16 protein-coding genes and 1 pseudogene are annotated in these 22,301 nt (G+C 64.9%); 8 read left to right on the top strand and 9 right to left on the bottom strand.

All coding sequences use genetic code 11. The features are described from left to right. Positions 1–114 precede the first annotated feature (114 nt). The 8 genes from HY852_RS24560 (at position 115) to HY852_RS24525 (ending at position 13,787) form a co-directional block, all read left to right on the top strand. Positions 115–2,619 carry a PAS-domain containing protein gene (locus HY852_RS24560; RefSeq protein ID WP_291607492.1) on the top strand — a complete coding sequence of 835 codons (2,505 nt, stop codon included), beginning with the start codon at positions 115–117 and terminating at the stop codon, positions 2,617–2,619. Further along, positions 2,616–4,139: a tRNA (adenosine(37)-N6)-threonylcarbamoyltransferase complex ATPase subunit type 1 TsaE gene (gene tsaE / locus HY852_RS24555; RefSeq protein ID WP_291607491.1), complete on the top strand. Its 1,524-nt coding sequence runs from the start codon at positions 2,616–2,618 to the stop codon at positions 4,137–4,139. Before HY852_RS24560 ends, tsaE begins: the two co-directional genes overlap by 4 nt. A gap of 72 nt (positions 4,140–4,211) precedes the next feature. After that, entirely contained in the window at positions 4,212–4,526 is a 315-nt protein-coding gene (locus tag HY852_RS24550; protein WP_291607490.1) for a PilZ domain-containing protein, read from the top strand. A gap of 119 nt (positions 4,527–4,645) precedes the next feature. Next, positions 4,646–5,368 carry a nucleotidyltransferase family protein gene (locus tag HY852_RS24545; RefSeq protein ID WP_291607489.1) on the top strand — a complete coding sequence of 241 codons (723 nt, stop codon included), beginning with the start codon at positions 4,646–4,648 and terminating at the stop codon, positions 5,366–5,368. Positions 5,369–5,593: 225 nt separating this feature from the next. Beyond that, positions 5,594–8,740: a double-strand break repair protein AddB gene (addB, locus tag HY852_RS24540; protein WP_291607488.1), complete on the top strand. Its 3,147-nt coding sequence runs from the start codon at positions 5,594–5,596 to the stop codon at positions 8,738–8,740. Continuing rightward, positions 8,734–12,240, top strand: a complete 3,507-nt coding sequence (gene addA / locus HY852_RS24535) for a double-strand break repair helicase AddA (RefSeq protein ID WP_291607487.1) — start codon at positions 8,734–8,736, stop codon at positions 12,238–12,240. Before addB ends, addA begins: the two co-directional genes overlap by 7 nt. Before the next feature lie 68 nt (positions 12,241–12,308). Next, on the top strand, positions 12,309–12,629 hold the full coding sequence (gene trxA / locus HY852_RS24530; protein ID WP_291607486.1) for a thioredoxin: 321 nt from the start codon (positions 12,309–12,311) through the stop codon (positions 12,627–12,629). 147 nt (positions 12,630–12,776) lie between these two features. Beyond that, a complete protein-coding gene (locus tag HY852_RS24525) occupies positions 12,777–13,787 on the top strand; it encodes an ATP-dependent DNA ligase (RefSeq protein ID WP_291607505.1) in 1,011 nt (336 codons plus the stop codon). A gap of 43 nt (positions 13,788–13,830) precedes the next feature. Here HY852_RS24525 and HY852_RS24520 read toward each other — a convergent pair whose 3' ends face one another. The 9 genes and pseudogenes from HY852_RS24520 to HY852_RS24480 all read right to left on the bottom strand — a co-directional run. Continuing rightward, on the bottom strand, positions 13,831–15,174 hold the full coding sequence (locus HY852_RS24520) for a folylpolyglutamate synthase/dihydrofolate synthase family protein (protein ID WP_291607485.1): 1,344 nt from the start codon (positions 15,172–15,174) through the stop codon (positions 13,831–13,833). An 86-nt stretch (positions 15,175–15,260) separates the two neighbouring features. Then, positions 15,261–16,109, bottom strand: a pseudogene (gene accD / locus HY852_RS24515) (acetyl-CoA carboxylase, carboxyltransferase subunit beta); the annotation flags it as partial. A 106-nt stretch (positions 16,110–16,215) separates the two neighbouring features. Further along, positions 16,216–17,052 carry a tryptophan synthase subunit alpha gene (gene trpA, locus HY852_RS24510; protein ID WP_291607483.1) on the bottom strand — a complete coding sequence of 279 codons (837 nt, stop codon included), beginning with the start codon at positions 17,050–17,052 and terminating at the stop codon, positions 16,216–16,218. A gap of 226 nt (positions 17,053–17,278) precedes the next feature. Continuing rightward, the gene (gene trpB, locus HY852_RS24505) at positions 17,279–18,496 is read right to left on the bottom strand and encodes a tryptophan synthase subunit beta (RefSeq protein ID WP_291607482.1); all 1,218 of its coding nucleotides are present in this window, start codon (positions 18,494–18,496) and stop codon (positions 17,279–17,281) included. Continuing rightward, positions 18,493–19,152 (bottom strand): phosphoribosylanthranilate isomerase, encoded by a 660-nt coding sequence (locus HY852_RS24500; RefSeq protein WP_291607481.1) that lies wholly within the window; start codon positions 19,150–19,152, stop codon positions 18,493–18,495. The genes trpB and HY852_RS24500 overlap by 4 nt, the downstream gene beginning before the upstream one ends. 64 nt (positions 19,153–19,216) lie before the next feature. Next, entirely contained in the window at positions 19,217–19,609 is a 393-nt protein-coding gene (locus HY852_RS24495; protein ID WP_291607480.1) for a lipopolysaccharide assembly protein LapA domain-containing protein, read from the bottom strand. A 71-nt stretch (positions 19,610–19,680) separates the two neighbouring features. Beyond that, positions 19,681–19,989, bottom strand: coding sequence for an integration host factor subunit beta (locus HY852_RS24490; RefSeq protein WP_291607479.1), 309 nt, complete (start codon positions 19,987–19,989; stop codon positions 19,681–19,683). A gap of 172 nt (positions 19,990–20,161) precedes the next feature. Then, positions 20,162–21,142 (bottom strand): signal peptide peptidase SppA, encoded by a 981-nt coding sequence (gene sppA, locus HY852_RS24485; RefSeq protein ID WP_291607478.1) that lies wholly within the window; start codon positions 21,140–21,142, stop codon positions 20,162–20,164. Positions 21,143–21,341: 199 nt separating this feature from the next. Continuing rightward, positions 21,342–22,301, bottom strand: a 960-nt coding sequence (locus HY852_RS24480) for a S1 RNA-binding domain-containing protein (RefSeq protein ID WP_291607477.1), incomplete at its 5' end; no start/stop codon positions are given.

Below are 22,301 nucleotides of genomic sequence, written 5' to 3'. Positions count from 1 at the left end.
ATCGCGTTCACGATCTGGACTCTTACTGCTGGAGTCACCTTGGAGGATATTGTCCCTTGATTCGCGCACGGCGGGGAACGCCGGGCGTAATTTCGTGCGGTTTTTGGGGCAACTATGTCAGGCGTGATCGTGTCGATGCGTCGGACGCTGCTGTCGTGCACATCGTTGGCGCGCGACGGCCTTATGGGACTCGTCGCGACGGCGTTGCTGCCCGCTGCGCCGGCGGAAGCCGCCGACCTCACCCACGCGCTCCTTGGCTTGTTGGATCTGAACCGGCAGGAGCTCGCCGTGCTGGCCACGGCATTGGCATTGCTCGGTTTTTCGGTCGTCGCCGCCATTCTCTTGATGCGCACCCGCGTGGGCGCGGCCAAGAATGAGGCGCGGCTGCGCACGAAAATCGGCGAACTGCAGTTTCAAGCCGATCGATTTAGCGCCCTGCTGTTCGCCGAACCGCAGGTCCTGATCTCCTGGGCGGCCGGTGACAACCGCCCGCAAATCTCCGGTGATATTTCCCTGGTGCTGTCGCCGGATGCCTCCCCGCAGCGCGTTCTCGCCTTCGGAACCTGGCTGTCGCCTGAACCTGCGCTGCAGATGGATCACGCGATCGATGCGCTTCGCGACCATGGCGAAGGCTTTCACCTTAACCTTACCACCGCGTCCGGCCACGCCATCGAGGCGATCGGCCGCGCGATCGGCGGTCAGGCTATCGTACGGATCCGCGAACTTTCAGGCCTGCGGCGTGAACTGGCTGAAACCAGCCTGCGTCACCGGGCGTTGCTGGAAGAGAGCGAGATGCTGCGCGGCTTCGCTGCCACCGCGCCGTGGCCGATCTGGGCCAAAAGCGAGAAGGGCAATCTGAGCTATGCCAACGCGGCCTACGTGCGGGCTACGGAAGCGACAAGCGTCACTGACGCGCTGGAACGCAACCTCGAACTGCTCGACAGCGGCGACCGCACCGATATGGAACGCGCCCTGAAGAATTCCGCGAGCTTCGATGCACGCCTGCCGATCGTGATCGGCGGCGAGCGCCGAATCTATGACGTGCACACCGTCAATATGGGCCGCGGCAGTGTCGGTATAGCCATCGACGCCAGCGAAGCCCATGCGCTGAGCTCGGCGCTCGTGCAGATGGCGGACGCACATCGCCGCACTCTCGACCAGCTGTCCTCGGGAGTTGCCGTGTTCGATGGCCAGCGCCGCCTCGCCTTCCACAACGACTCCTATCGCCGGCTGTGGGACCTCGACCGCGCCTTCCTCGATTCCAACCCAGACGATTCCAGCATCCTCGACCAGCTGCGCGCCGCGCGCAAATTGCCCGAACAGCCGGATTTCCGCGCCTGGAAAGCGAAGCTGCACGAGGCCTATCGCGCGGTGGAACCTACCAAGGACACATGGTTCCTGCCCGACGGCCGGGCGCTCAGCGTCGTGACCACGCCGAATCCGGAAGGCGGCGTCACCTATCTGTTCGACGACGTGACCGAGAGCCTCGACCTGGCGCGCCGCTTCGACGGCCTGATCCGCGTCCAGCGCGAAACCCTTGACAGTCTCGCGGAGGGCGTCGCCGTGTTCGGCAGCAACGGCCGGGCACAATTGTTCAATCCGGCTTTCGCCAGGATGTGGAAGCTGTCGCCGGAAGCGTTGCGCGAACAGCCGCACATCGAAACCGTCGAGAGCTGGTGCCGGCCGCTGTTCGACGATGCGACCGCGTGGTGGAGAATCCGCGAAGCCATCACCTCGATCGAGAACCGGGTGGAGGTGCCGCTGAAGCTCGAGCGCAAGGACGGCAGCGTGCTCGACTGCGTGGTCCGGCCGCTTCCCGACGGTGCCACCATGCTGACGTTCCAGGACATCACCGACACCGAGAACGTCGAGCGCGCGCTCCGCGAGCGCAACGAGGCGCTGGAAGCTGCCGACCAGATGAAGCTCGACTTCGTCCACCACGTCTCCTATGAGCTGCGCGCCCCGCTGACCACGATCATCGGCTTCGCGCATTTCCTCAGCGATCCCGCTACCGGTCCGCTGACGCCGAAGCAGGCCGAGTATCTCGACTACGTCACCAAGTCGACCAACGCGCTGCTGGCGCTGACCAACAACATTCTCGATCTGGCGACCATCGATGCCGGCGCGATGAAGCTCGAGCTCGGGCCGGTCGACATCGGCAAGGCCATCGAGGCGGCCGCCGAGGGCATCCAGGATCGGCTCGCCACCGATCGCATCCGTCTCAAGGTCGACGTCGCGCCCAACATCGGCAGCTTCGTCGGCGACGAGCGCCGTGTGGTGCAGGTGCTCTATAACCTGCTTGCCAACGCCGTCGGCTTCTCGCCGCCGGACGCGGCGGTCGGCATCACCGCGCGCCGAACCGACCGAAGCGTCGTCTTCACCGTCATCGACTCCGGACCGGGCATTCCGGCCGAGATGCAGGACAAGGTATTCAACTGGTTTGAAAGCCATTCGCACGGTTCGCGGCATCGCGGCGCAGGTCTCGGCCTGTCGCTGGTGCGCTCCTTCGTCGAGCTGCACGGCGGCAAGGTGCGGGTGGATTCGATCGTCGGCAAAGGCACGACCGTAACGTGCGATTTCCCGATCGATCAGGCGGCGCATCGCGACGCCGCCGAATGAGCCCGACGACGACATTCTCCGTCGTGCTTGCCGACGAGGCGGCGACGGCGCATCTGATGGCCGATCTCGCGCTGCTCACAGGTCCGGGCGACGTGATCACCTTGTCGGGGGATCTCGGCGCGGGCAAGACCGCGGCCGCGCGCGCCATGCTGCGGTATCTGGCCGGCGACGAGACACTGGAAGTGCCGAGCCCGACCTTCACGCTGGTGCAGAATTACGAGCTGCCGGCGTTTCCGGCCGTGCATGCCGACCTCTACCGTATCGAGGATCCGACCGAGCTGGAGGAGATCGGCCTGGCGCCGCTGCCGGACGACGCGCTGACGCTGATCGAATGGCCGGAGCGCGCGCCGTCGGCCCTGCCCCGGGACCGCATCGACGTCGCACTCAGCCATGCCGACCCGCTTGGCCCCTCGGCGCGATCGGCCGAAATCACAGGCTATGGCAAGGCGGGCGCCCAGGTCGAGCGGCTGAAGTCGCTGCGCACGTTTCTGCAAGAGGCCGGCTACATCGACGCCCGTCGGCAGAGGATGGCGGGCGATGCTTCGACCCGTTCCTATGCCCGGCTGTTCCGGCACGACGGCGTGGTCATCCTGATGAACTTCCCGCGCCGGCCCGACGGCCCGGCGATCTACAACGGCAAGTCCTACAGCGCGGCCGTGCATCTCGCCGAAGACGTGAAGCCCTTTGTCGCGATGGCCAACGGCTTGCGCGAGCAAGGCTTCTCGGCGCCTTCAATTCGTCATTCCGATCTTAACAGCGGCTTCCTCATCACCGAGGATTTCGGCAGCGAGAGCCTCATCGAAGGCGATCCGCCTCGGCCGATCACCGAACGCTATGAAGCAGCGGCCGACATGCTGGCGGTGCTGCACGGAAAATTCCTGCCCGAGACCCTGCCGCTGACCGAGCAGGCAAGCTACGCCATTCCGGTCTTCGACACCGAGGCGCTGCTGATCGAGATCGGCCTGATGGTGGAATGGTATCTGCCGGACCGCGGCGCCAGGTTGAGCCCCGATGAGCACGAGCAATTCCTCGCGATGTGGCGCGAGCTGCTGCAGAAGGCAGCGGTCGCTCCGAAGACCTGGGTGCTGCGCGATTTCCATTCGCCCAACCTGATCTGGCTTTCCCAGCGGAGCGGCATCGCCCGCGTCGGCGTAATCGACTTCCAGGACACCGTGCTGGGGCCGGCCGCCTACGACGTCGTGTCGCTGCTGCAGGACGCTCGGATCGACGTGCCCGAAACGACCGAGCTCACGCTGCTGTCGCGCTACATCAAGGCACGCCGCGCGGCTGAGCCCACCTTCGATCCGGGCGCCTTTGCCGAGCTTTACGCCCTCATGTCGGCGCAGCGAAACACGCGGCTCCTGGGCACATTCGCGCGCCTCAACCGCCGCGACGGCAAGCCGCAATATCTGCGCCATCAACCGCGCATCTGGACTTATCTCAGCCGCTCGCTGGCTCACCCGTCGCTTCAGCACCTGCGCGAGTGGTATCTCGCCCACGTCCCGCCGCCCTTGAGCTGATTTACTCGCCGTTAGCCAAGGCACAGCTAACTTCAGCGCGGAGGCCTGACAGGCAGGAGCGGAGCAAGCCACATGACATCAGACCGGCGCCAGGGTGCGCGCGTCACCTTCGAGCGCGGCATTCCGGCCCAGATGATGGGAATCGACGGCACGTGGCGGCGCGGCTGTCTCGTGCATGACGTCTCCGACACCGGTGCCAAGCTGACCATCGAAGGCTCGGTCCAGGGCCTGAACCTGAAGGAGTTCTTTCTCCTGCTTTCCTCCACCGGCCTTGCCTATCGACGCTGCGCACTGTCGTGGGTCAATGGCGAACAGATCGGCGTCACTTTCATCAAGCAGGGCGCCGGAAAGAAAAAAACGGCGCGGGGCGCGCTCGCCGGCTCATAGATGCAGCATCTGTCGCATAATCGTCACACCGGACGTGTTATGGCCGGCGGCATCGGTACAGTGGCCGAATCCGCATGCTAGGATCGGTGCGAACGAGGAGGAGTTCGAGAAGCGCCTGGATGTCCGTCAAACCGACCAAAGCCATGGTACTCGCCGCGGGCTTCGGCCTGCGGATGCGCCCTTTGACCGACAAGCTGCCGAAGCCGCTGGTGCCGGTGGCAGGACGGCCGCTGCTCGACCATGTGCTGGACAAGCTTGCCGACGCCGGCGCCATTGAGGCCGTGGTCAATGTGCATTACCTGGCCGATCAGATCATCGAGCATGTCGCCGGCCGCACGCGTCCGCGGGTCATCATTTCGGACGAGCGCGACCAGGTGCTCGGCACCGGCGGCGGCGTGGTCAGGGCACTGCCGCTGCTTGGCGAAGCGCCGTTCTTCCACGTCAATTCCGATACGATGTGGATCGATGGCGTGCGCCGAAACCTGGAGCGGCTCGCTGAAAGCTTCGATCCCGCGCGGATGGATATCCTGCTCCTGATGGCCCCGACCACGAACAGCATCGGCTACAGCGGCCGCGGTGATTACGCCATGCTGGCGGACGGGGCCTTGCGCAAGCGCCGCGAAAACCAGGTCGTGCCGTTCGTCTATGCCGGCGCCGCGATCATGTCGCCGGGATTGTTTGCGGGCGCTCCCGAGGGCGAATTCTCGCTGACCAAGATGTTCGACCGCGCCAACGAACAGGAGCGGCTGTTCGGTCTGCGCCTGGACGGCGTATGGATGCATGTCGGCACCCCGGACGCCGTGCACGCCGCGGAAGAGGCGTTCCTGGAGAGCGTGGCGTAGGTTCCATTCTGGCCCTCGTTTGAATCGTCACGCCCCGCGAATGCGGGCGATCCAACGACCCGCGGCCTCTCCATCGAAACTACCTCTTTCTCCGGAATACTGAAATCATCCGCATTCGCGGATAATGACAGCGGGGAAAACTGGCGTACCCCAGTGCGGCATCAAAAATCGCTCCCCAAACAGGGCCGTGCCATGATGTAACCTGATCCGCGAATCAGGCAGCTCATGCGCGTTTTCAGCGTTCCCGTATCAGTTCCGTTTCTGCGCACGGTCGTTGCCGCCCTCCTCGACGGCAGGCTGGTCGCGGAATTTTGCGCGCGCGGAGAACCTGCAAAGCTGGCGGACGCCACGCTCTATCTGCCGACCCGGCGCGCGGTGCGCGTCGCGCGCGAGGTGTTTCTCGAGGAGATGAAGACCGACGCCGTCGTGCTGCCGCGCATCATCGCGCTCGGCGATATCGATGAGGACGAACTTGCCTTTGCCGACGACGCCGAGCAATTCGACGGCCGGGCGCCGCTCGACATTCCGCCCAGGCTCGGCGAACTGGAGCGCCGCCTGACGCTGGCGCGGCTGGTCGCGGCCTGGGCGAAGAGCCCGGTCTCGGCGCCGCTCGTGGTCGGCGGCCCGGCTTCGACGGTGGCCCTCGCAACCGACCTCGCGCGACTGATCGACGACATGGTCACGCGCGGCGTCGACTGGAACGCGCTCGATGGGCTCGTGCCCGACCAGCTCGATCAATACTGGCAGCACTCGCTCGATTTCCTGCGCATCGCGCGCAAGGCCTGGCCCGATCACCTCGCCGAGATCGGCCGGATCGAGCCGGCGGCGCGCCGCGACCTTCTGATCGCGGCCGAGGCAAAGCGCCTGGGCGCGCATCACGATGGACCCGTGATCGCGGCCGGCTCGACCGGTTCGATGCCCGCGACCGCAAAATTCCTGCACGCGGTGGCTTCGCTGCCGCGTGGCGCGGTGGTGCTGCCGGGGCTCGACATCGATCTCGACGAGGACGCGTGGCACTCGATCGGCGGCGTCAAGGACGCGCAGGGAAAATTCACCACAGCGCCGGCTTCGAACCATCCGCAATATGCGATGCACGGGCTGTTACAGCGTTTCGGCTTCAAGCGCAGCGACGTCGAAGTCCTGGAGTCCCCGGCGCCACAGGGCCGCGATCTCCTGGCCTCAGAAGCCATGCGGCCATCGAACGCGACCGAAGAGTGGCATGACCGCCTGAGGCAAGGCGAGGTCGCGACCAGGATTGCGGCCGGCATGAAAGATCTCGCCGTGCTCCAGGCGCCCAATCCCGAGATAGAAGCGCTCGCCATTGCAGTCGCCATGCGCGAAGCCCGGCATCTCGACAAATCGGCGGCGCTGGTCACTCCGGATCGCGCGCTGGCGCGGCGCGTGATGGCGGCGCTTTCGCGCTGGAAGCTCGCCTTCAATGATTCGGGCGGCGATGCGCTGATGGAAACGCCGGCCGGCATCTTCGCCCGCCTTGCGGCCGAAGCGGCCAGTAAGGGACTGGAGCCGCCGACCCTGCTCGCGCTGCTCAAGCATCCGCTGTGCCGATTGGGCAAGGCCCCGGGCGCATGGCGGAGCGCGATCGAAACGCTCGAGCTTGCGATCCTTCGCGGCACGCGGCCGCCGGCCGGAGCGACCGGGCTTGCCCGCGACCATGCGAGGTTCTGTCAGGAACTCGCCAGGCTGCGGCGCGGCGAGGTCAGCTCGCTCCATGCGGCCGAGCCCCGCGCGCGCCTCAAGGACGAGGACCTTCAGCGCGCACAGGCGCTGATCACAACGTTGCAGAAGGCGCTGGCTCCGCTGGAGAGCCTGCCTGGTTCAAGACCGCATGATTTCGCCGAGCTGGCCCATCGCCATCGCGAGGTGCTGGTCGAACTATCGCGCGATGAGCACGATATCGCGCTCGCCTTCGAGGACCGCGACGGCCTGGCGCTTGCATCTGCCTTCGACGATTTGCTCGGCAAGCCAACAAGAAGCGGGCTGATGGTGCCGCTGCCGGATTATGCGGAAGTGTTCCAGACCGCATTCGCCGATCGCGCGGTGCGGCGGCCGGAGACGCCTGGCGCCCGGCTGCACATCTACGGCCCGCTGGAATCGCGGCTCATGCACGCCGATCGCATCATCATCGGCGGCTTGATCGAGGGCGTGTGGCCGCCGTCGCCGCGTATCGACCCCTGGCTCAGCCGCCCGATGCGTCATGAACTGGGCCTGGACCTGCCGGAGCGGCGCATTGGCCTGTCGGCGCATGACTTCACGCAGCTGCTCGGGGCGGATGAAGTGATCCTCACCCATTCCGCCAAGGCCGGCGGGGCACCGGCGGTCGCATCGCGTTTCCTGCATCGGCTGGAGGCGGTCGCGGGTGAGGAGCTGTGGAGGGCGGCGAAACGAGCCGGCGAGAAGTATGTGCGCTTCGCGCACGAGCTCGACCGGCCCGACAAGGTCGAACCAATCTCGCAACCCGAGCCGCGACCGCCGCGCGCGATGCGGCCGGCAAGACTCTCGGTGACTGCGATCGAGGATTGGCTGCGCGATCCCTACACCATCTACGCCAAATACATCCTGAGGCTGGACGCCCTCGATCCGGTCGACATGCCGCTGTCGGCGACCGATCGCGGCTCGGCCATCCACGATTCGCTCGGCGAATTCACGCATGTCTTTGCCGACCACCTGCCCGACGATCCGGCGCGCGCATTGCGCGAGATCGGCGAGAAATATTTTGCGCCGCTGATGGAGCGTCCCGAAGCGCGGGCGCTGTGGTGGCCGCGTTTTCAGCGCATCACGAGGTGGTTTGCCGGTTGGGAAATCGCGCGGCGCGGTGGCCTTGACGTCATCAAAGCCGAGACGCGGGGCGAAATGGCCATCCCGCTCGGCGATCAACGAACCTTCCATGTGTCGGCACGTGCCGATCGCATCGAACGCCGCAAGGACGGCTCCTATGCGATTCTCGACTACAAAACCGGCCAGCCGCCGACGGGCAAGCAGGTGCGCATGGGACTGTCGCCGCAACTCACCCTCGAAGCGGCCATCCTGCGCGAAGGCGGATTCGCCGAAATCCCGGCGGGCTCATCGGTGAGCGAGCTCGTTTACGTCCGGCTCAGCGGCAACAATCCGCCGGGCGAAGAGCGTGTGCTCGAACTGAAGATCAACAAGAGCGACCTACCGCAGCCGCCTGACACCGCGGCGGCCGAGGCAAGGCGCAAGCTGGAAGCCTTGATCCGCGCCTTCGACGACGAAAGCCAGGCCTACACCTCCCTCAATCTGCCGATGTGGGCCAACCGCTATGGCAGCTACGATGATCTCGCCCGCATCAAGGAATGGTCGGCCGCGGGTGGCTTGGGGGTCGAGGAATGGTGAAGGCGCCACGTCCGATCCCCGAAGCCCTGCGCGCCACCCAGGCCCGCGCGTCGGACCCGACGGCATCGGCCTTCGTGTCGGCGAATGCCGGCTCCGGCAAGACCCATGTGCTGGTGCAGCGGGTCATACGCCTATTGCTCGCCGGCGTGCCGCCGGAAAAGATCCTCTGCATTACCTTCACCAAGGCGGCGGCGGCCAACATGGCCGAACGGGTATTTTCCACGCTTGGGCATTGGGTGACGCTTGACGATGACGCGCTCGATGCCGCGATCCGCGAAGCCGGCATCCCCCACCCCAACGCGCGGCTGCGGCGTGCGGCGCGAAAGCTGTTCGCCTGTGCGCTGGATACGCCGGGCGGCTTGAAGGTGCAGACCATCCACGCGCTGTGCACGCGGCTTCTGCAGCAGTTTCCGTTCGAGGCCAACGTGCCGGCGCGCTTTGCCGTGATCGACGAGCGCGACCAGACCGAGATGATGGAGCGCGCCAATCTCAAGGTGCTGCTGGAGGCTGCCCGTGATCCCGACAGCGCCACGGGTCGCGCATTGCTGACCGCGATGGCGAGCGCGGCCGACGTCACCTTCAAGGACGTGGTGCGCGAGGCCTGTCTCAGCCGCGACCATTTCATGACCTGGACCGATGCCGCGGGCAGCGTCGAGGCTGCGGCGGCGCAGATTTCGGCCGCGCTTGGCGTCGATCCCGCCGACCGCGTCGAAGAGATCGAGCAGGAGATTGTGGACGGGCCGTTCCTGCCGCGCTCGCGTTGGGGTGACATCGCGCTCGCACTGGCAGGCGGCGGCAAGTCGGACCAGGACCAGGCGGACCGCTTGCGCGAGGCAAAGATCTTTTCCGGCAGCGCGCAGGTCGATGGCTATCTCTGCGTCTTTCTCACCGACGAGAAGACGCCACGCAAATCACTGCTGACGAAGAAATTCGGCGACCACAATCCATCCGTAGCCCGCCTGTTCGAGGCTGAAGCCGAGCGCATCCTGCCGCTGGTCGAGCGCCGCCGCGCCGTGATGGTCCGCGACCGCACCGAGGCGCTGCTGCATATCGCGACCGCCGCGGCGGCGAACTACCGGCGCGAGAAGCAGGAACGCGGCCTGCTCGACTATGACGATTTGATCGACAAGACGCTGGCCATGCTGGGCCGCGTCAGCTCAGGCTGGGTTCATTACAAGCTCGACCGCGGCGTCGATCACGTACTGATCGACGAGGCGCAGGATACCAGCCCCCGGCAATGGGACATCGTCGGGCACATCATTTCCGAGTTCACTGCCGGCGAAGGCGCGCGCGACGGCATCACCCGCACCATCTTTGCCGTCGGTGACGAGAAGCAGTCGATCTTCTCGTTCCAGGGTGCCGCCCCGCACGAGTTCGACCTGCGCCGCCACGAATTGCGTCGCAAGTTCACCGCGGCCGGACTTAAATTCGATCCTGTGTCCTTCACCTATTCCTTCCGCTCGGGCGCAGCGATCCTGCAGTCGGTCGACCAAGTATTTCGCGAAGAGGCAATCTATCGCAGCATTCATGCAGAGAAGACGTATCCCCTCCATCACGCGCTCAGCGATGCCGGGCCGAGCCTGATCGAGTTGTGGGAGCTGGCTGCAGCCGACGACAAGCAGGACATCGAAGGCTGGCGCGCGCCGTTCGACGGCGTGTCGGTTACCAGCCCGGAAGTGAAGCTGGCCCGGCGCATCCAGTCCGAGATCAAGAGACTGGTCGAGAGCGGCACGATGACCGGCCATGCCGGCGAGCGGCGGCCGTTGCGCTACGGCGACATGCTGGTGCTGGTGCGGCGGCGCGGCAATGCCTTCGATGCTGTGATCCAGGCCCTGAAGCACGCCAATATCCCGGTAGCCGGCGCGGATCGCCTCAAGCTCACCGAGCACATCGCGATCATCGACCTGATGAATCTCGCCGACGCGCTGCTGCTGCCGCAGGACGACCTCGCGCTTGCGGTGGCGCTCAAGAGTCCCTTGTTCGGCCTTGATGACGACGACCTCTTTGTGCTGGCCGCGCAGCGCAAGTCATCGCTACGCCACGCACTGAGCGAGCACGCCAATACGAATGAAACGTTCAAAGCGGTGCTGCGACGCCTTGAGGCCTGCGAGCGGCGCGCCGGAGAGGAGACGCCATTTTCATTCTATGCCTGGCTGCTCGGCGGGGATGGAGGGCGTGCCCGCATCCTGCCGCGGCTCGGGCTCGAGGCCAATGACGCGCTCGACGAATTCCTCGAGCTTGCCTTGAGTTACGAACGCAAGGCGCCGGCCTCGTTGCAGGGGTTCATGGCCTGGCTGCGCTCGGCCGATACCGAGGTCAAGCGCGACATGGAGATCTCGCGCGACGAGGTCCGCGTCATGACCGTGCACGGCGCCAAGGGCCTGGAGTCGTCAGTCGTGTTCCTGGTCGACACCACCTCCTCGCCTTCCGACACCCAGCGCCTTCGTCTCATTCATTTGCCGCGCGGCAATGACGGCACGGTGGTGGTCTGGGCGGGGAAGAAGGCGGACGATCCCGCCGCGGTCGCATCCGCCCGCACTGAGATGCTGGCCGAGACCGAGGACGAATATCGCCGGCTGCTCTATGTGGCGATGACGCGCGCCGCGGATCGCCTGATCGTCGGCGGCTGCATGCCCGGCAACATGAAAACGGTGCGAAAGCTTAGCTGGTACGACCTGATCTCGACCGGCCTCGCCTTGTCCGGCCTGAAGGAACAGGCGGTTGAAACGCCGCATGGCGCGGTGAAGCGCTTTGCCCGCCCCGAGGATGTCGCAGCCATGGGGCCCCCTGCACCCGTGCGCGAAGAACGCATCGAACTCCCGCCCTGGCTGCGGACGGAGGCAGCGCCCGAATTGGTCGATGACGACGTGCTTCGCCCTTCCCGCGGCGGCGGGGACGAGGGCCCTACGGTCAGGACCGGCGAATCGATCAAGAGCCGCGCGCAGGCGCTGCAGCGCGGCACGGTGGTGCACCGGCTGTTGCAGTCCCTGCCGGATATCGCTGAGGAGCGGCGGCGCGATGCCGCGCTGGGCTATCTGGCACGCAGCGTTTCGGACTGGACCGAGTCCGACCGGCAGGCGGTTGCCGACCAGGTAATCGCGCTGATCGGCGAGCCGCGCTTTGGTGCCGTCTTTGGCGAGGGTAGCCGGGCGGAAGTGTCGATTGTCGGCCGGCTGGAGCGGCCGGGCCTCACCCCCGTGGTGGTCTCCGGCCAGATCGACCGGCTGGTGGTGAGGGAGAGCGAAATCCTTATCGTCGATTTCAAGACCAACCATGCCCCGCCTCGTAAGCCGATGGATGCTCCGGCGGCTTACGTGCGGCAGCTCGCGCTCTACCGGGCCGTGCTGCGCCGGCTTTATCCGCACAGATGCGTCCGCGCCGCCCTGTTTTGGACCGAAAATCTTGAATTTACAGAACTTTCCGCTTCCGCGCTGGACGCGGAACTGGCATCCGCTCATGTCGACGTGAGCGAACTTGACCACGGAACGACCCGTTCATAGGTTGGTTTCATGATCCTTGGCGCGATTCCATGTCGCGCCTTTTCCGTCCAACCGAACGAGGTATTCCCATGGCCGTTGGCAAGGTTTCTGACGCCGATTTCGAAGCCGAAGTGCTCAAGGCAAACGGCCCGGTGGTGGTCGACTTCTGGGCCGAGTGGTGCGGTCCTTGCCGCATGATCGCTCCGGCCCTCGACGAGATCGCGAGCGCGATGGGCGACAAGGTCAAGATCGTCAAGCTTAATGTCGACGAGAGCCCCAAGACGGCTTCCAAATACGGCGTGATGTCGATTCCGACGCTGATGATCTTCAAGGGCGGCGAGATGGCCTCCCGCCAGGTCGGCGCGGCGCCGAAGGCAAAGCTGCAGCAGTGGATTTCGACCGCGGTCTGATCCGCTTCGTTTCCCGGACTTATTTTCGACGACGGCCGGCCTTTCGCCGGCCGCTTGCGTTGAGATGGCACCTGGTCCGTTCGATGAGGTCCGTCATTGCCGTCTGCGCCCCGAAAGCGTTCGCGTCAATCCACCTCGCTCGTGGCGATGGAAGCGCGCTCGGTCGATGCCATTCCGCGCGGACCTGAATGGCAGTACGAACCGAAATGGGACGGCTTTCGCTGCCTGCTCTCCCGCAACGGTGACAAGATCGACCTTCGCTCGAAAGCGGGTGAAGATCTTGCGCGCTATTTTCCCGAGCTCGTCGCGGCGGCCTTGAGTCTCAAGGCGAGCTCGTTTGCGCTCGACGGCGAGATCGTCGTGCCGCACGGCAAGAGCTTTTCCTTCGATGATCTGTTGCAGAGGATTCACCCGGCTGCGAGCCGGGTCAAGAAGCTGTCGCAGGAGACGCCGGCGCTTTATCTCGCGTTCGATCTGTTGGAGACCCCACAAGGCCGGAAGCTCTCGGAAGCATCGCTCGGCGAGCGCCGGCCGGCACTCGAAGCTTTTGCCAAGGCCAATTTCAAGAACAACCCGACCTTTCACCTCTCACCGGCAACGCAAAGCTATGCCACCGCCAAGAACTGGCTGGCACGATCCGACGGCGGCTCTGACGGGGTGATTGCCAAGCGCCTCGACCTGCCCTACCAGGCCGGCAATCGCGACGGTATGCAGAAGATCAAGAAATTCCGCAGCGCCGATTGCGTGGTCGGCGGCTTCCGCTACGCCACCAACAAGCTCAACGGCAGGAAGGTTGTCGGCTCGCTGCTGCTCGGGCTCCATGACGACGCCGGGCTGCTGCATCACGTGGGCTTCACGTCGGCGATCAGGCAGGAGGACAAGCCTGCGCTCACAGCGAAATTGGAGGCTTTGATCGAAAAGCCGGGGTTCACCGGCAATGCACCGGGCGGGCCGAGCCGCTGGTCGACCGAGCGCTCGACACAATGGTGCCCGGTCAAGCCTAAGCTCGTGGTCGAAGTCTGCTATGACCATTTCAGTGGCGCGCGCTTTCGCCACGGCACCTCCATCCTGCGCTGGCGTCCCGACAAGGCCCCGCGGCAATGCACGTTCGAGCAGCTCAGGCAGAAGGCCGCCGATCTGATCAAGATGCTGGCGTGACGGTTGCTTGTGCCTCGGGAACGACGTCACAAGACCAAGACCGTCAGTCAGGCGGCGTGCCGTTGATGGCGAGCACGTGGCCGGCGAGATAGAGCGAACCGGTGATCAGGATCCGCGGCGGCACTTCATAGGCCAGCTGCGCCAGGGCGCGCAGCGCGGATTCGATGCCGGACGCGATCTCGACCCGCATGCCGAGGCTGCGCGCCGCGTCAGCGAGGCGATCCGGCGGCATCGCGTTCTCCTGGTCCGGAATCGGCACGGCGATGATGTGGCGGGTAAGCCCTGCGAAATTGGAGAGAAAACCGTGCGCGTCCTTTTTGGCCATCATGCCGGCGATCACCACCAGCGGGCGCGAAACACGTTCTTCGAGATCGCCCAGGGCCGCCGCAGCGACGCGCCCTCCTTCTGCATTGTGGCCGCCGTCGAGCCAGATCTCGCTGCCTTGCGGTCCCCATTCGAGCAACAACCCTGAAGCGATGCGCTGCATCCGGGCCGGCCACTCGGCGTTGATGATCCCGGCCTCGAACGCCGCATGAGGGATCTTGAACTTGTCGATCGCGCGCAGCGTCGCGATGGCCAGGCCGGCATTGTAGAACTGGTGGCGTCCGAACAGCCGGGGCGCAGCCAGGTCCATCAGGCCGCGATCGTCCTGATAGACCAGCCGGCCGTGCTCGACATTGACGTGCCAAGCCTCATTGGCGGCAAACAACGGCGCGCGCATGCGCCTTGCCTGGGCGTCGATCAGCGCCATGACTTCCGGCGCCTGTTCTGCGCAGATCACGGGCACGGCGCGCTTGATGATCGCTGCCTTCTCGCCGGCGATCGCAGTCAGCGTATCGCCGAGGAATTCGGTATGATCCATGCTGATGGGCGCGATGACGGACGCCAGCGGCGTGTCGATGACGTTGGTCGAATCCAGGCGTCCGCCAAGGCCGACTTCCAGAAGCAGCACGTCGGCGGGATTCTGCGCGAAGATATGGAACGCCGCCGCGGTCTTGAGCTCGAACACGGTCGCAGATTCGCCGGCATTGACGCGCTCGCACAACTCGAGCGCGGCGCGCAATTCGTCGTCGCTGACGAGCACGCCGCCGCCGGCGCGACCGAGCCGGTAGCACTCGTTCGGGCGCACGAGGTAGGGCGAGGTGTAGGCGTGGACGGACAGGCCGGCCCCTTCCAGCATCGCCCGCAAATAGGCCAGCGTCGATCCCTTACCGTTGGTGCCGGCGATATGGATGACCGGAGCCACTTTGCGTTCGGGATGACCGAGCCGCTCGAGCAGCCGATGCATGCGCTCCAGCCCGAGATCGATGCGCTTGGGATGCAGCGCAGACAGTCGCGCAATCAGTTCGCCTGGCGAGGGCTTCGGGGTTTTGGCAGACGCGTTCACGCTTGCGGCGCGGCCGGCGCCGGCTCGGGCGCCGCGATCTGGATTGCGATTTCGGCTTCGGCCACGGCTCTTGCCGCCGTCTCCGGCGCCGGCGACCTGGTCAGCAGCCGGCACAGCCGTGCCAAGGTGGCGCGCAGATCGTGACGGTGCACGACCATGTCGACCATGCCGTGCTCCTTGAGATATTCGGCGCGCTGAAAGCCTTCCGGCAACTTTTCCCGGATCGTCTGCTCGATCACGCGCGCGCCGGCAAAGCCGATCAGTGCGCCGGGCTCTGCGATGTGCACGTCGCCCAGCATGGCGTAGGAGGCGGTGACGCCGCCGGTCGTCGGGTTGGTCAGCACCACGATATAGGGCTGCCGCGCCTCGCGCAGCATCTGCACGGCAACCGTGGTGCGCGGCATCTGCATCAGCGAGAGAATGCCTTCCTGCATGCGCGCGCCGCCGGACGCCGCGAAAACGATAAACGGCACTTTCTTCTCAACCGCAAGCTCAAGGCCGCGCACGATGGCCTCGCCCGCGGCCATGCCGAGCGAGCCGCCCATGAAGTCGAAATCCTGCACCGCGATCACCACGCCGGCGCCTTCGAGCTTGCCGAAGCCGACCTTGATGGCGTCGTTCAGGTTGGTGCGCGCACGCGCATCCTTGATGCGATCGACATATTTCTTCTCGTCGCGGAACTTCAACGGATCGGGAGCCACCTCCGGCAAAGCGATGTCGTACCAGGTTTCGTTGTCGAACATCGACTTCAGCCGGGCCACCGCGCCCATCCGCATGTGGTAGTTCGAGCCGGGAATGACGAACTGGTTGGCCTCGACGTCCTTGTAGAACACGAGCTGCCCGGAATCGGGGCACTTGATCCACAGATTCTCCGGCGTTTCCCGCCGCAGCATGTTGCGGATCTTCGGCCGGACCACATTGGTGAGCCAGTTCATGGTTTGCTCCGAGTCGCGATCCATTCACGATCGCCGGGGGATATATGGCGGCCCCGGCCCTGCCGGGCAAGCCGCCGCTCTTGACCTGTCTGTCGCGTAATTGTGCTTATTCCGCGGCCTGCGCTGCGCCGCGCACCCCCTGGGCGAGGGAGGCGGCAATCTCGGCCACGGCGTTAACGGTTTTGGCGGTCGCGCGACCTTCCGAATCAAGGCTGCCGCGCAGCGCATCCACCAGCGCGGTACCGACGACGGCGCCATCGGCGTGGGCGGCGATGGCGCGTGCGGCCTCTCGCGTGCGGATACCAAAGCCGACGCAGACCGGAAGCGTGGTGTGGCGCTTGATGCGGACGACAGCCTCGCTGACGGCACCGGAGTCGGCGGCGGCGGAGCCGGTAATCCCGGTGATCGAGACGTAATAGACAAAGCCCGACGTATTGGCGAGCACCGCCGGCAGTCGCTTGTCATCCGTGGTCGGTGTCGCCAGACGAATGAAGTTGAGCCCCGCCTTCAGCGCGGGGAGGCAGAGTTCGGTATCTTCTTCCGGCGGCAGGTCGACAATGATGAGGCCGTCGACGCCGGCGCTCTTCGCATCGACGAGGAACTTGTCGACGCCATAAATGTAGATCGGATTGTAGTAGCCCATCAGCACCAGCGGCGTTGCGTCGTCTTCCTTGCGGAAGCCGCGCACCAGCTCCAGCGTCTTCTTCAGCGTCATGCCTGCTTTGAGGGCGCGCAGACCTGCCGCCTGAATCGAGGGGCCGTCTGCCATCGGATCAGTGAAGGGCATGCCGATCTCGATCACGTCGGCGCCCGCCTTCGGCAACGCCTTGATGATCTGAAGCGACATGTCGGGATCGGGATCACCGGCCATTACGAAGGTGACGAAGGCCGAGCGGCCCTGCTTCTTGAGCTCGGCAAACCGGGTGTCGATACGCGTGGTCATGCGGAAATTCCTGAGACTTCCTGCACCATCTGAGTATGCGGAGAGAGGCCCCCTCCCCGGCCCTCCCCCGCAAGCGGGAGAGGGAGTGCAGCGTTCCGGGCGGCTGGATGGTTCAGACCAAAAAGCTGATGCAAGCTGCGTGATGCGCGGACAGCTACAGCTTCCCTCCCCCGCTTGCGGGGGAGGGTCAGGGTGGGGGCGCCACAGGCTTGAAGGCCGAGCTCGCTCACTTCTTCTTGCCCTTCAGGATGTCGCCGACCTGCGGCACGTCCTTGTCGCCGCGGCCGGAGAGATTGATGACCATCAGGTGATCCTTTGGCCGCTTCGGCGCGAGCTCCATCACCTTGGCGATGGCGTGCGCGGGCTCGAGCGCCGGAATGATGCCTTCCAGCCGCGACAGCAACTGGAATGCCTCGAGCGCTTCCTCGTCGGTCGCTGACAGGTAGTTGACGCGCCCGACTTCGTGCAGCCAGGAGTGTTCCGGTCCGATACCCGGATAGTCCAGCCCCGCCGAAATTGAGTGCGCGTCCTGGATCTGACCGTCGTCGTTCATCAGCAGATAGGTGCGATTGCCGTGCAGCACGCCGGGCCGGCCCCCGGCGATGGAGGCCGCATGCAATTGCGTGAGCCCATGACCGGCCGCCTCGACGCCGAAAATCTCGACCGAGGGATCGTCAAGGAAAGGATGGAACAGTCCCATGGCGTTGGAGCCGCCGCCAATGCAGGCAACCAGCGAATCCGGCAGTCGCCCTTCGGCCTCCTGGAGCTGCCGACGCGTTTCGTTGCCTATCACCGACTGGAAGTCGCGCACCATCATCGGGTACGGATGCGGCCCCGCCACCGTGCCGATGCAGTAGAACGTATTGTGCACATTGGTGACCCAGTCGCGCAGCGCCTCGTTCATCGCGTCCTTCAGCGTGCGGGTGCCCGATTGCACGGGAAGGACCTTCGCGCCCAGCATCTCCATGCGAATGACGTTGGGTTGCTGCCGCTCGACGTCGACCGCACCCATGTAGACGACGCATTCGAGCCCGAACCGCGCACACAGGGTCGCGGTGGCCACGCCGTGCTGGCCCGCCCCGGTCTCGGCGATGATGCGCTTCTTTCCCATGCGCCGCGCCAGCATGATCTGGCCGAGCACGTTGTTCACCTTGTGCGAGCCGGTGTGATTCAGCTCCTCGCGCTTCAAGTAGACCTTCGCGCCACCGAGATGCTCGGTCAGGCGCTCGGCGAAATAGAGCGGCGACGGGCGGCCGACATAGTGCTTCAGATAGCCGTTCATCTCCGCCTGGAAGGCCGGGTCCAGCCTGGCCTCGGCATAGGCCTTCTCCAGTTCGAGGATCAGCGGCATCAGGGTTTCGGCGACGAAGCGTCCGCCGAAAATGCCGAAATGGCCGCGCTCGTCGGGGCCGCTGCGAAAGGAGTTTGGTTTGGCGATGCTCATCGTACGGTCAATTCTTCCGTTGCGCGCGCGGCGCGAATGAAGGCTCTGATCAGCTCCGGGTCCTTGACGCCTGAGCTGCGTTCGACGCCGGAGGAAACGTCCACGCCGCCAGCCCGCGTCACGCGAATCGCTTCGGCGACGTTGTCCGCGTTGAGGCCGCCCGAAACCATGAAGGGCAGCTTGAGGTCGAGATTTTCCAGGACATGCCAGTCAAACACCGCGCCCAGGCCTCCGGGACGCGTCGCGTCCCTGGGCGGACGCGCATCGAAGAGGAGGCGGTCGGCGACAGAGGCGTAGCCCGGCAGCGAGACGAGATCCGCCGCCGTTTCCACCGCCACGGCCTTCATGACGGGCAGACCGAATTTCTCCTTGATGTCGCGCAGTCGTGCGACGGTTTCCTTGCCGTGGAGCTGCAGCAGGTCGGGCGCGAGCGCATCGACGATATTGTCAAGCGTCGCATCGTCCGCATCGACGGTGAGCGCGACCTTCAGCGCGCGGCTCTTCGCCACGATGCCGAGCTCGCGCGCGCGCTCCAGCGGCAGATGCCGCGGCGACGGTGGAAAGAACACGAACCCGACCATGTCGGCGCCGGCGTCGAGCGCCACTTCAAGCGTCTCGCGCCTCGACAGGCCGCAAATCTTCACAAGCAGGGACATGGTTCAAGGCAAAGATGAGGCCCGCCAACCGGCGGACGGAAAACGGTTTTCGATGCGGCGGGTTCTACAACGTCGCGCGCTGCTTGTCTCGCCCGGCGGGGCCATAAAGGGCGCCTTGCGAGGGACCCGGCAGGCGCTGCCCGTCGTAGCGCGAGGCGGCGGAAGCGGCGCGGAGATCGGCCAATTCGGACCGGACGGCGCGCGCATCTGCCTCGTTCTGGCGCGCGGCGCGCCGCCAGCGGCGTTGGCGGAACCAGGTTGCGGAACCTCCCGCGATGACACCCAAGATCGCGACCACGATCAGAAGAGCGAACAGGGGCAGCGAGAGCGAGAGTGAAGGATCACTGGAATTGAAGGGATCGAACGACACGGTGACGAAATGCCGGTTCGCCACGGCGAACACCGCAAGGATCAACCCGAGAGGAATGACGATCAGAGCGGTGAAGAATTTTCGCATCACGATCGCTCGCATCTAACGAAAACGGTGGCCGCACTGTCGATCGCGGCTGCACCTCGAGCGGCGACGGATCAGGATTGATCGCCGCCGGCTTCTGGATTGTCGCGGTTGAGGCGCTCGCGCATTTCCTTGCCGGTCTTGAAGAACGGAACGCTCTTCTGATCGACGGGAACGTGGGCGCCGGTGCGCGGATTGCGGCCCGCGCGCGCCGGACGATGTTTCACCGAGAACGCACCGAAGCCGCGCAACTCGACGCGATCCCCGCGGGCGAGTGCCGCCACGATCTCTTCGAGGATCGCGTTCACAATGTTCTCGACATCCCGCTGATAAAGATGCGGGTTGTGCTCGGCAATGCGCTGAACAAGTTCGGATTTGATCATCGAGAGGTAAGACCCGGGAGCGTGCGGATATCCATTTCCGTGAAAATACCTTGGACTGTCAAGCCGCTAAATCAAATTTGGGCAACGCAAAAGTATGTCCCAAAGCCCCAAGGCGGGCTTGGCACGATACTCGTTATACGGGAACATGGACCATGAATCGACTTGATTCAGATCAATTGACGGTCCCAGGCTGCCATAACGCCAGCATGCCATCCAGGCCCAATCGATCCACCGCCTGGGACATCCCGCCCTGCTCGACCTGACGGGCGATCGCGCCAAGGCCGAGCGCATCGAGCGTCAGCGACGCCGCCGTACGCAGGAAAGTCAGGTCGCCAAAGTGGCGATTGAGCTTGTAATCGCGGACCGGCAGGCCCTTTTTGACGTTCTTCTGTTCGACCAGCCAGGCGACCGCCGATTTCTCGTCACCGAGCTGATCGATGAGCTTGAGGTCCATGGCCTGGCGCCCGGTAAATACCCGGCCGTCCGCGACCTTCTCGAGCTGCGCGTCGTCCATGCCGCGCCTGTCCTTCACCATGCCGCGAAACCAAGCGTAAGAATCTTTGACCAGGGAATCCAGCGCCGCACGTGCTTCGGGGCTCGTCGGCTCAAAGCCGTTGGGGGCGGCCTTGAGCGGCGAGGACTTGACCTCCTCGACCTTGACGCCGATGGTTTTCAGAAGCTCTCCGATGTTCGGATATTGGAACAGCACGCCGATCGAGCCGACCAGCGAGCTTTGCTGGGCGACGATGTGGTCGGCGGCAAGCGCGGTGATATAGCCGCCAGAGGCGGCCAGGCCCTCGACCACCACCACCAGCGGCTTCTTCGCCTTGAGACGCACAAGCGCGTCATAGAGCTGCTCGGAGCCGGCGGTGGTGCCGCCCGGCGAATTGATATGAACGACGACCGCGGCGGCGCGCGAATTCTCCAGCCGCTCCAGCGCCTCGACGCGGTCGGCATCGCTGCGGATCAGACCGTTGATCTGGATGCGCGCAATGGAGCCAGCGGTCGCGAACGAGCCGCGAGCGCCCGGCATTGCAAACAGCGCAAAGCCCGCGATGGCACCAATGGCGATCACCGCGGCGGCAACGCGCCAGAAGGTGAGCTTGCGACGAATCCTGCGGCGGTCGACGATCACATCCGAATCAAGTGACATCAAAGTTCTCCGGGAAACGGCCAGGCGCGTTTTGCATTCGCAGCGTGAGCATCCGGTTATTCGAATACATCAATTGCGACGCAATTTGAAGAAATGAAGGCCTGCGGAGACGAAAGCGTGCCGGGCAACCCTGGGGGTGGCAGGGCAACAAAAAAGCCCCGGCTGGGCCGGGGCTTTGATGCGGGCGGTAGCCCTGCTCTTACTTCTCAGTGGCGCGGTTCTTGAGCGCGGTGCCGAGAATGTCACCGAGCGTCGCCCCCGAGTCGGAGGAGCCGTACTGCGCGATGGCCTCCTTCTCTTCGGCGACTTCCAGCGCCTTGATCGACACCTGGACCTTGCGGGCCTTCTTGTCGAACTGGATCACCCGGGCATCGACCTTCTCGCCGACCGCGAACCGTTCGGACCGCTGATCGTTGCGGTCGCGGGCAAGCTCGGAGCGCTTGATGAAGGTGGTGAAATCGGTACCGACGATCTTCACCTCGATACCGCCTTCCTTGACCTCGAGCACTTCGCAGGTCACCACCGCGCCCTTCTTGACGTCGCCGGGCTCGGCGAAGGGATCGCCCTCAAGTTGTTTGATTCCGAGGGAAATGCGCTCCTTCTCGACGTCCACATCGAGCACCACGGCCTTGACCATGTCGCTCTTCTTGTAGTTGTCGATGACCTGCTCGCCCGGAAGCTTCCAGTCGAGGTCGGACAGGTGAACCATGCCGTCGACGTCGCCTTCCAGGCCGAGGAACAGGCCGAACTCGGTCTTGTTCTTGACCTCGCCCTCGACCACCGAACCGACCGGGTGCTTCTCGACGAAGACCTCCCACGGATTGCGCATGGTCTGCTTGAGGCCGAGCGAGATGCGCCGCTTGACCGGATCGACTTCCAGCACCTGCACTTCGACTTCCTGCGAGGTCGAAACGATCTTGCCGGGATGCATGTTCTTCTTGGTCCACGACATCTCCGAGACGTGGATCAGGCCTTCGATGCCCGGTTCCAGCTCGACGAAGGCGCCGTAGTCGGTGATGTTGGTGACCCGGCCGGTGAAGCGCGAACCCAGCGGGTACTTCGCCTCGATGCCCTGCCACGGATCATCCAGCAGCTGCTTCATGCCCAGCGAGATGCGGTGCGTCTCGTGGTTGATCTTGATGATCTTGACCTTGACGGT

The sequence above is a fragment of the Bradyrhizobium sp. genome, from assembly GCF_016213215.1.
Lineage (GTDB): Bacteria > Pseudomonadota > Alphaproteobacteria > Rhizobiales > Xanthobacteraceae > Bradyrhizobium.
The sequence above is the reverse complement of the archived record's forward strand: the minus strand, read 5'-3'. Positions and strand labels throughout refer to the sequence as shown.

What these genes read in the sequence shown, in the direction of transcription:
- HY852_RS24560 (WP_291607492.1), top strand. Translation starts at nt 115, where the DNA reads ATGTCAGGCGTGATCGTGTCGATGCGTCGGACGCTGCTGTCGTGCACA.
- tsaE (WP_291607491.1), top strand. Translation starts at nt 2,616, where the DNA reads ATGAGCCCGACGACGACATTCTCCGTCGTGCTTGCCGACGAGGCGGCG.
- HY852_RS24550 (WP_291607490.1), top strand. Translation starts at nt 4,212, where the DNA reads ATGACATCAGACCGGCGCCAGGGTGCGCGCGTCACCTTCGAGCGCGGC.
- HY852_RS24545 (WP_291607489.1), top strand. Translation starts at nt 4,646, where the DNA reads ATGTCCGTCAAACCGACCAAAGCCATGGTACTCGCCGCGGGCTTCGGC.
- addB (WP_291607488.1), top strand. Translation starts at nt 5,594, where the DNA reads ATGCGCGTTTTCAGCGTTCCCGTATCAGTTCCGTTTCTGCGCACGGTC.
- addA (WP_291607487.1), top strand. Translation starts at nt 8,734, where the DNA reads ATGGTGAAGGCGCCACGTCCGATCCCCGAAGCCCTGCGCGCCACCCAG.
- trxA (WP_291607486.1), top strand. Translation starts at nt 12,309, where the DNA reads ATGGCCGTTGGCAAGGTTTCTGACGCCGATTTCGAAGCCGAAGTGCTC.
- HY852_RS24525 (WP_291607505.1), top strand. Translation starts at nt 12,777, where the DNA reads ATGGAAGCGCGCTCGGTCGATGCCATTCCGCGCGGACCTGAATGGCAG.
- trpA (WP_291607483.1), bottom strand. Translation starts at nt 17,052, where the DNA reads ATGACCACGCGTATCGACACCCGGTTTGCCGAGCTCAAGAAGCAGGGC.
- trpB (WP_291607482.1), bottom strand. Translation starts at nt 18,496, where the DNA reads ATGAGCATCGCCAAACCAAACTCCTTTCGCAGCGGCCCCGACGAGCGC.
- HY852_RS24500 (WP_291607481.1), bottom strand. Translation starts at nt 19,152, where the DNA reads ATGTCCCTGCTTGTGAAGATTTGCGGCCTGTCGAGGCGCGAGACGCTT.
- HY852_RS24495 (WP_291607480.1), bottom strand. Translation starts at nt 19,609, where the DNA reads ATGCGAAAATTCTTCACCGCTCTGATCGTCATTCCTCTCGGGTTGATC.
- HY852_RS24490 (WP_291607479.1), bottom strand. Translation starts at nt 19,989, where the DNA reads ATGATCAAATCCGAACTTGTTCAGCGCATTGCCGAGCACAACCCGCAT.
- sppA (WP_291607478.1), bottom strand. Translation starts at nt 21,142, where the DNA reads ATGTCACTTGATTCGGATGTGATCGTCGACCGCCGCAGGATTCGTCGC.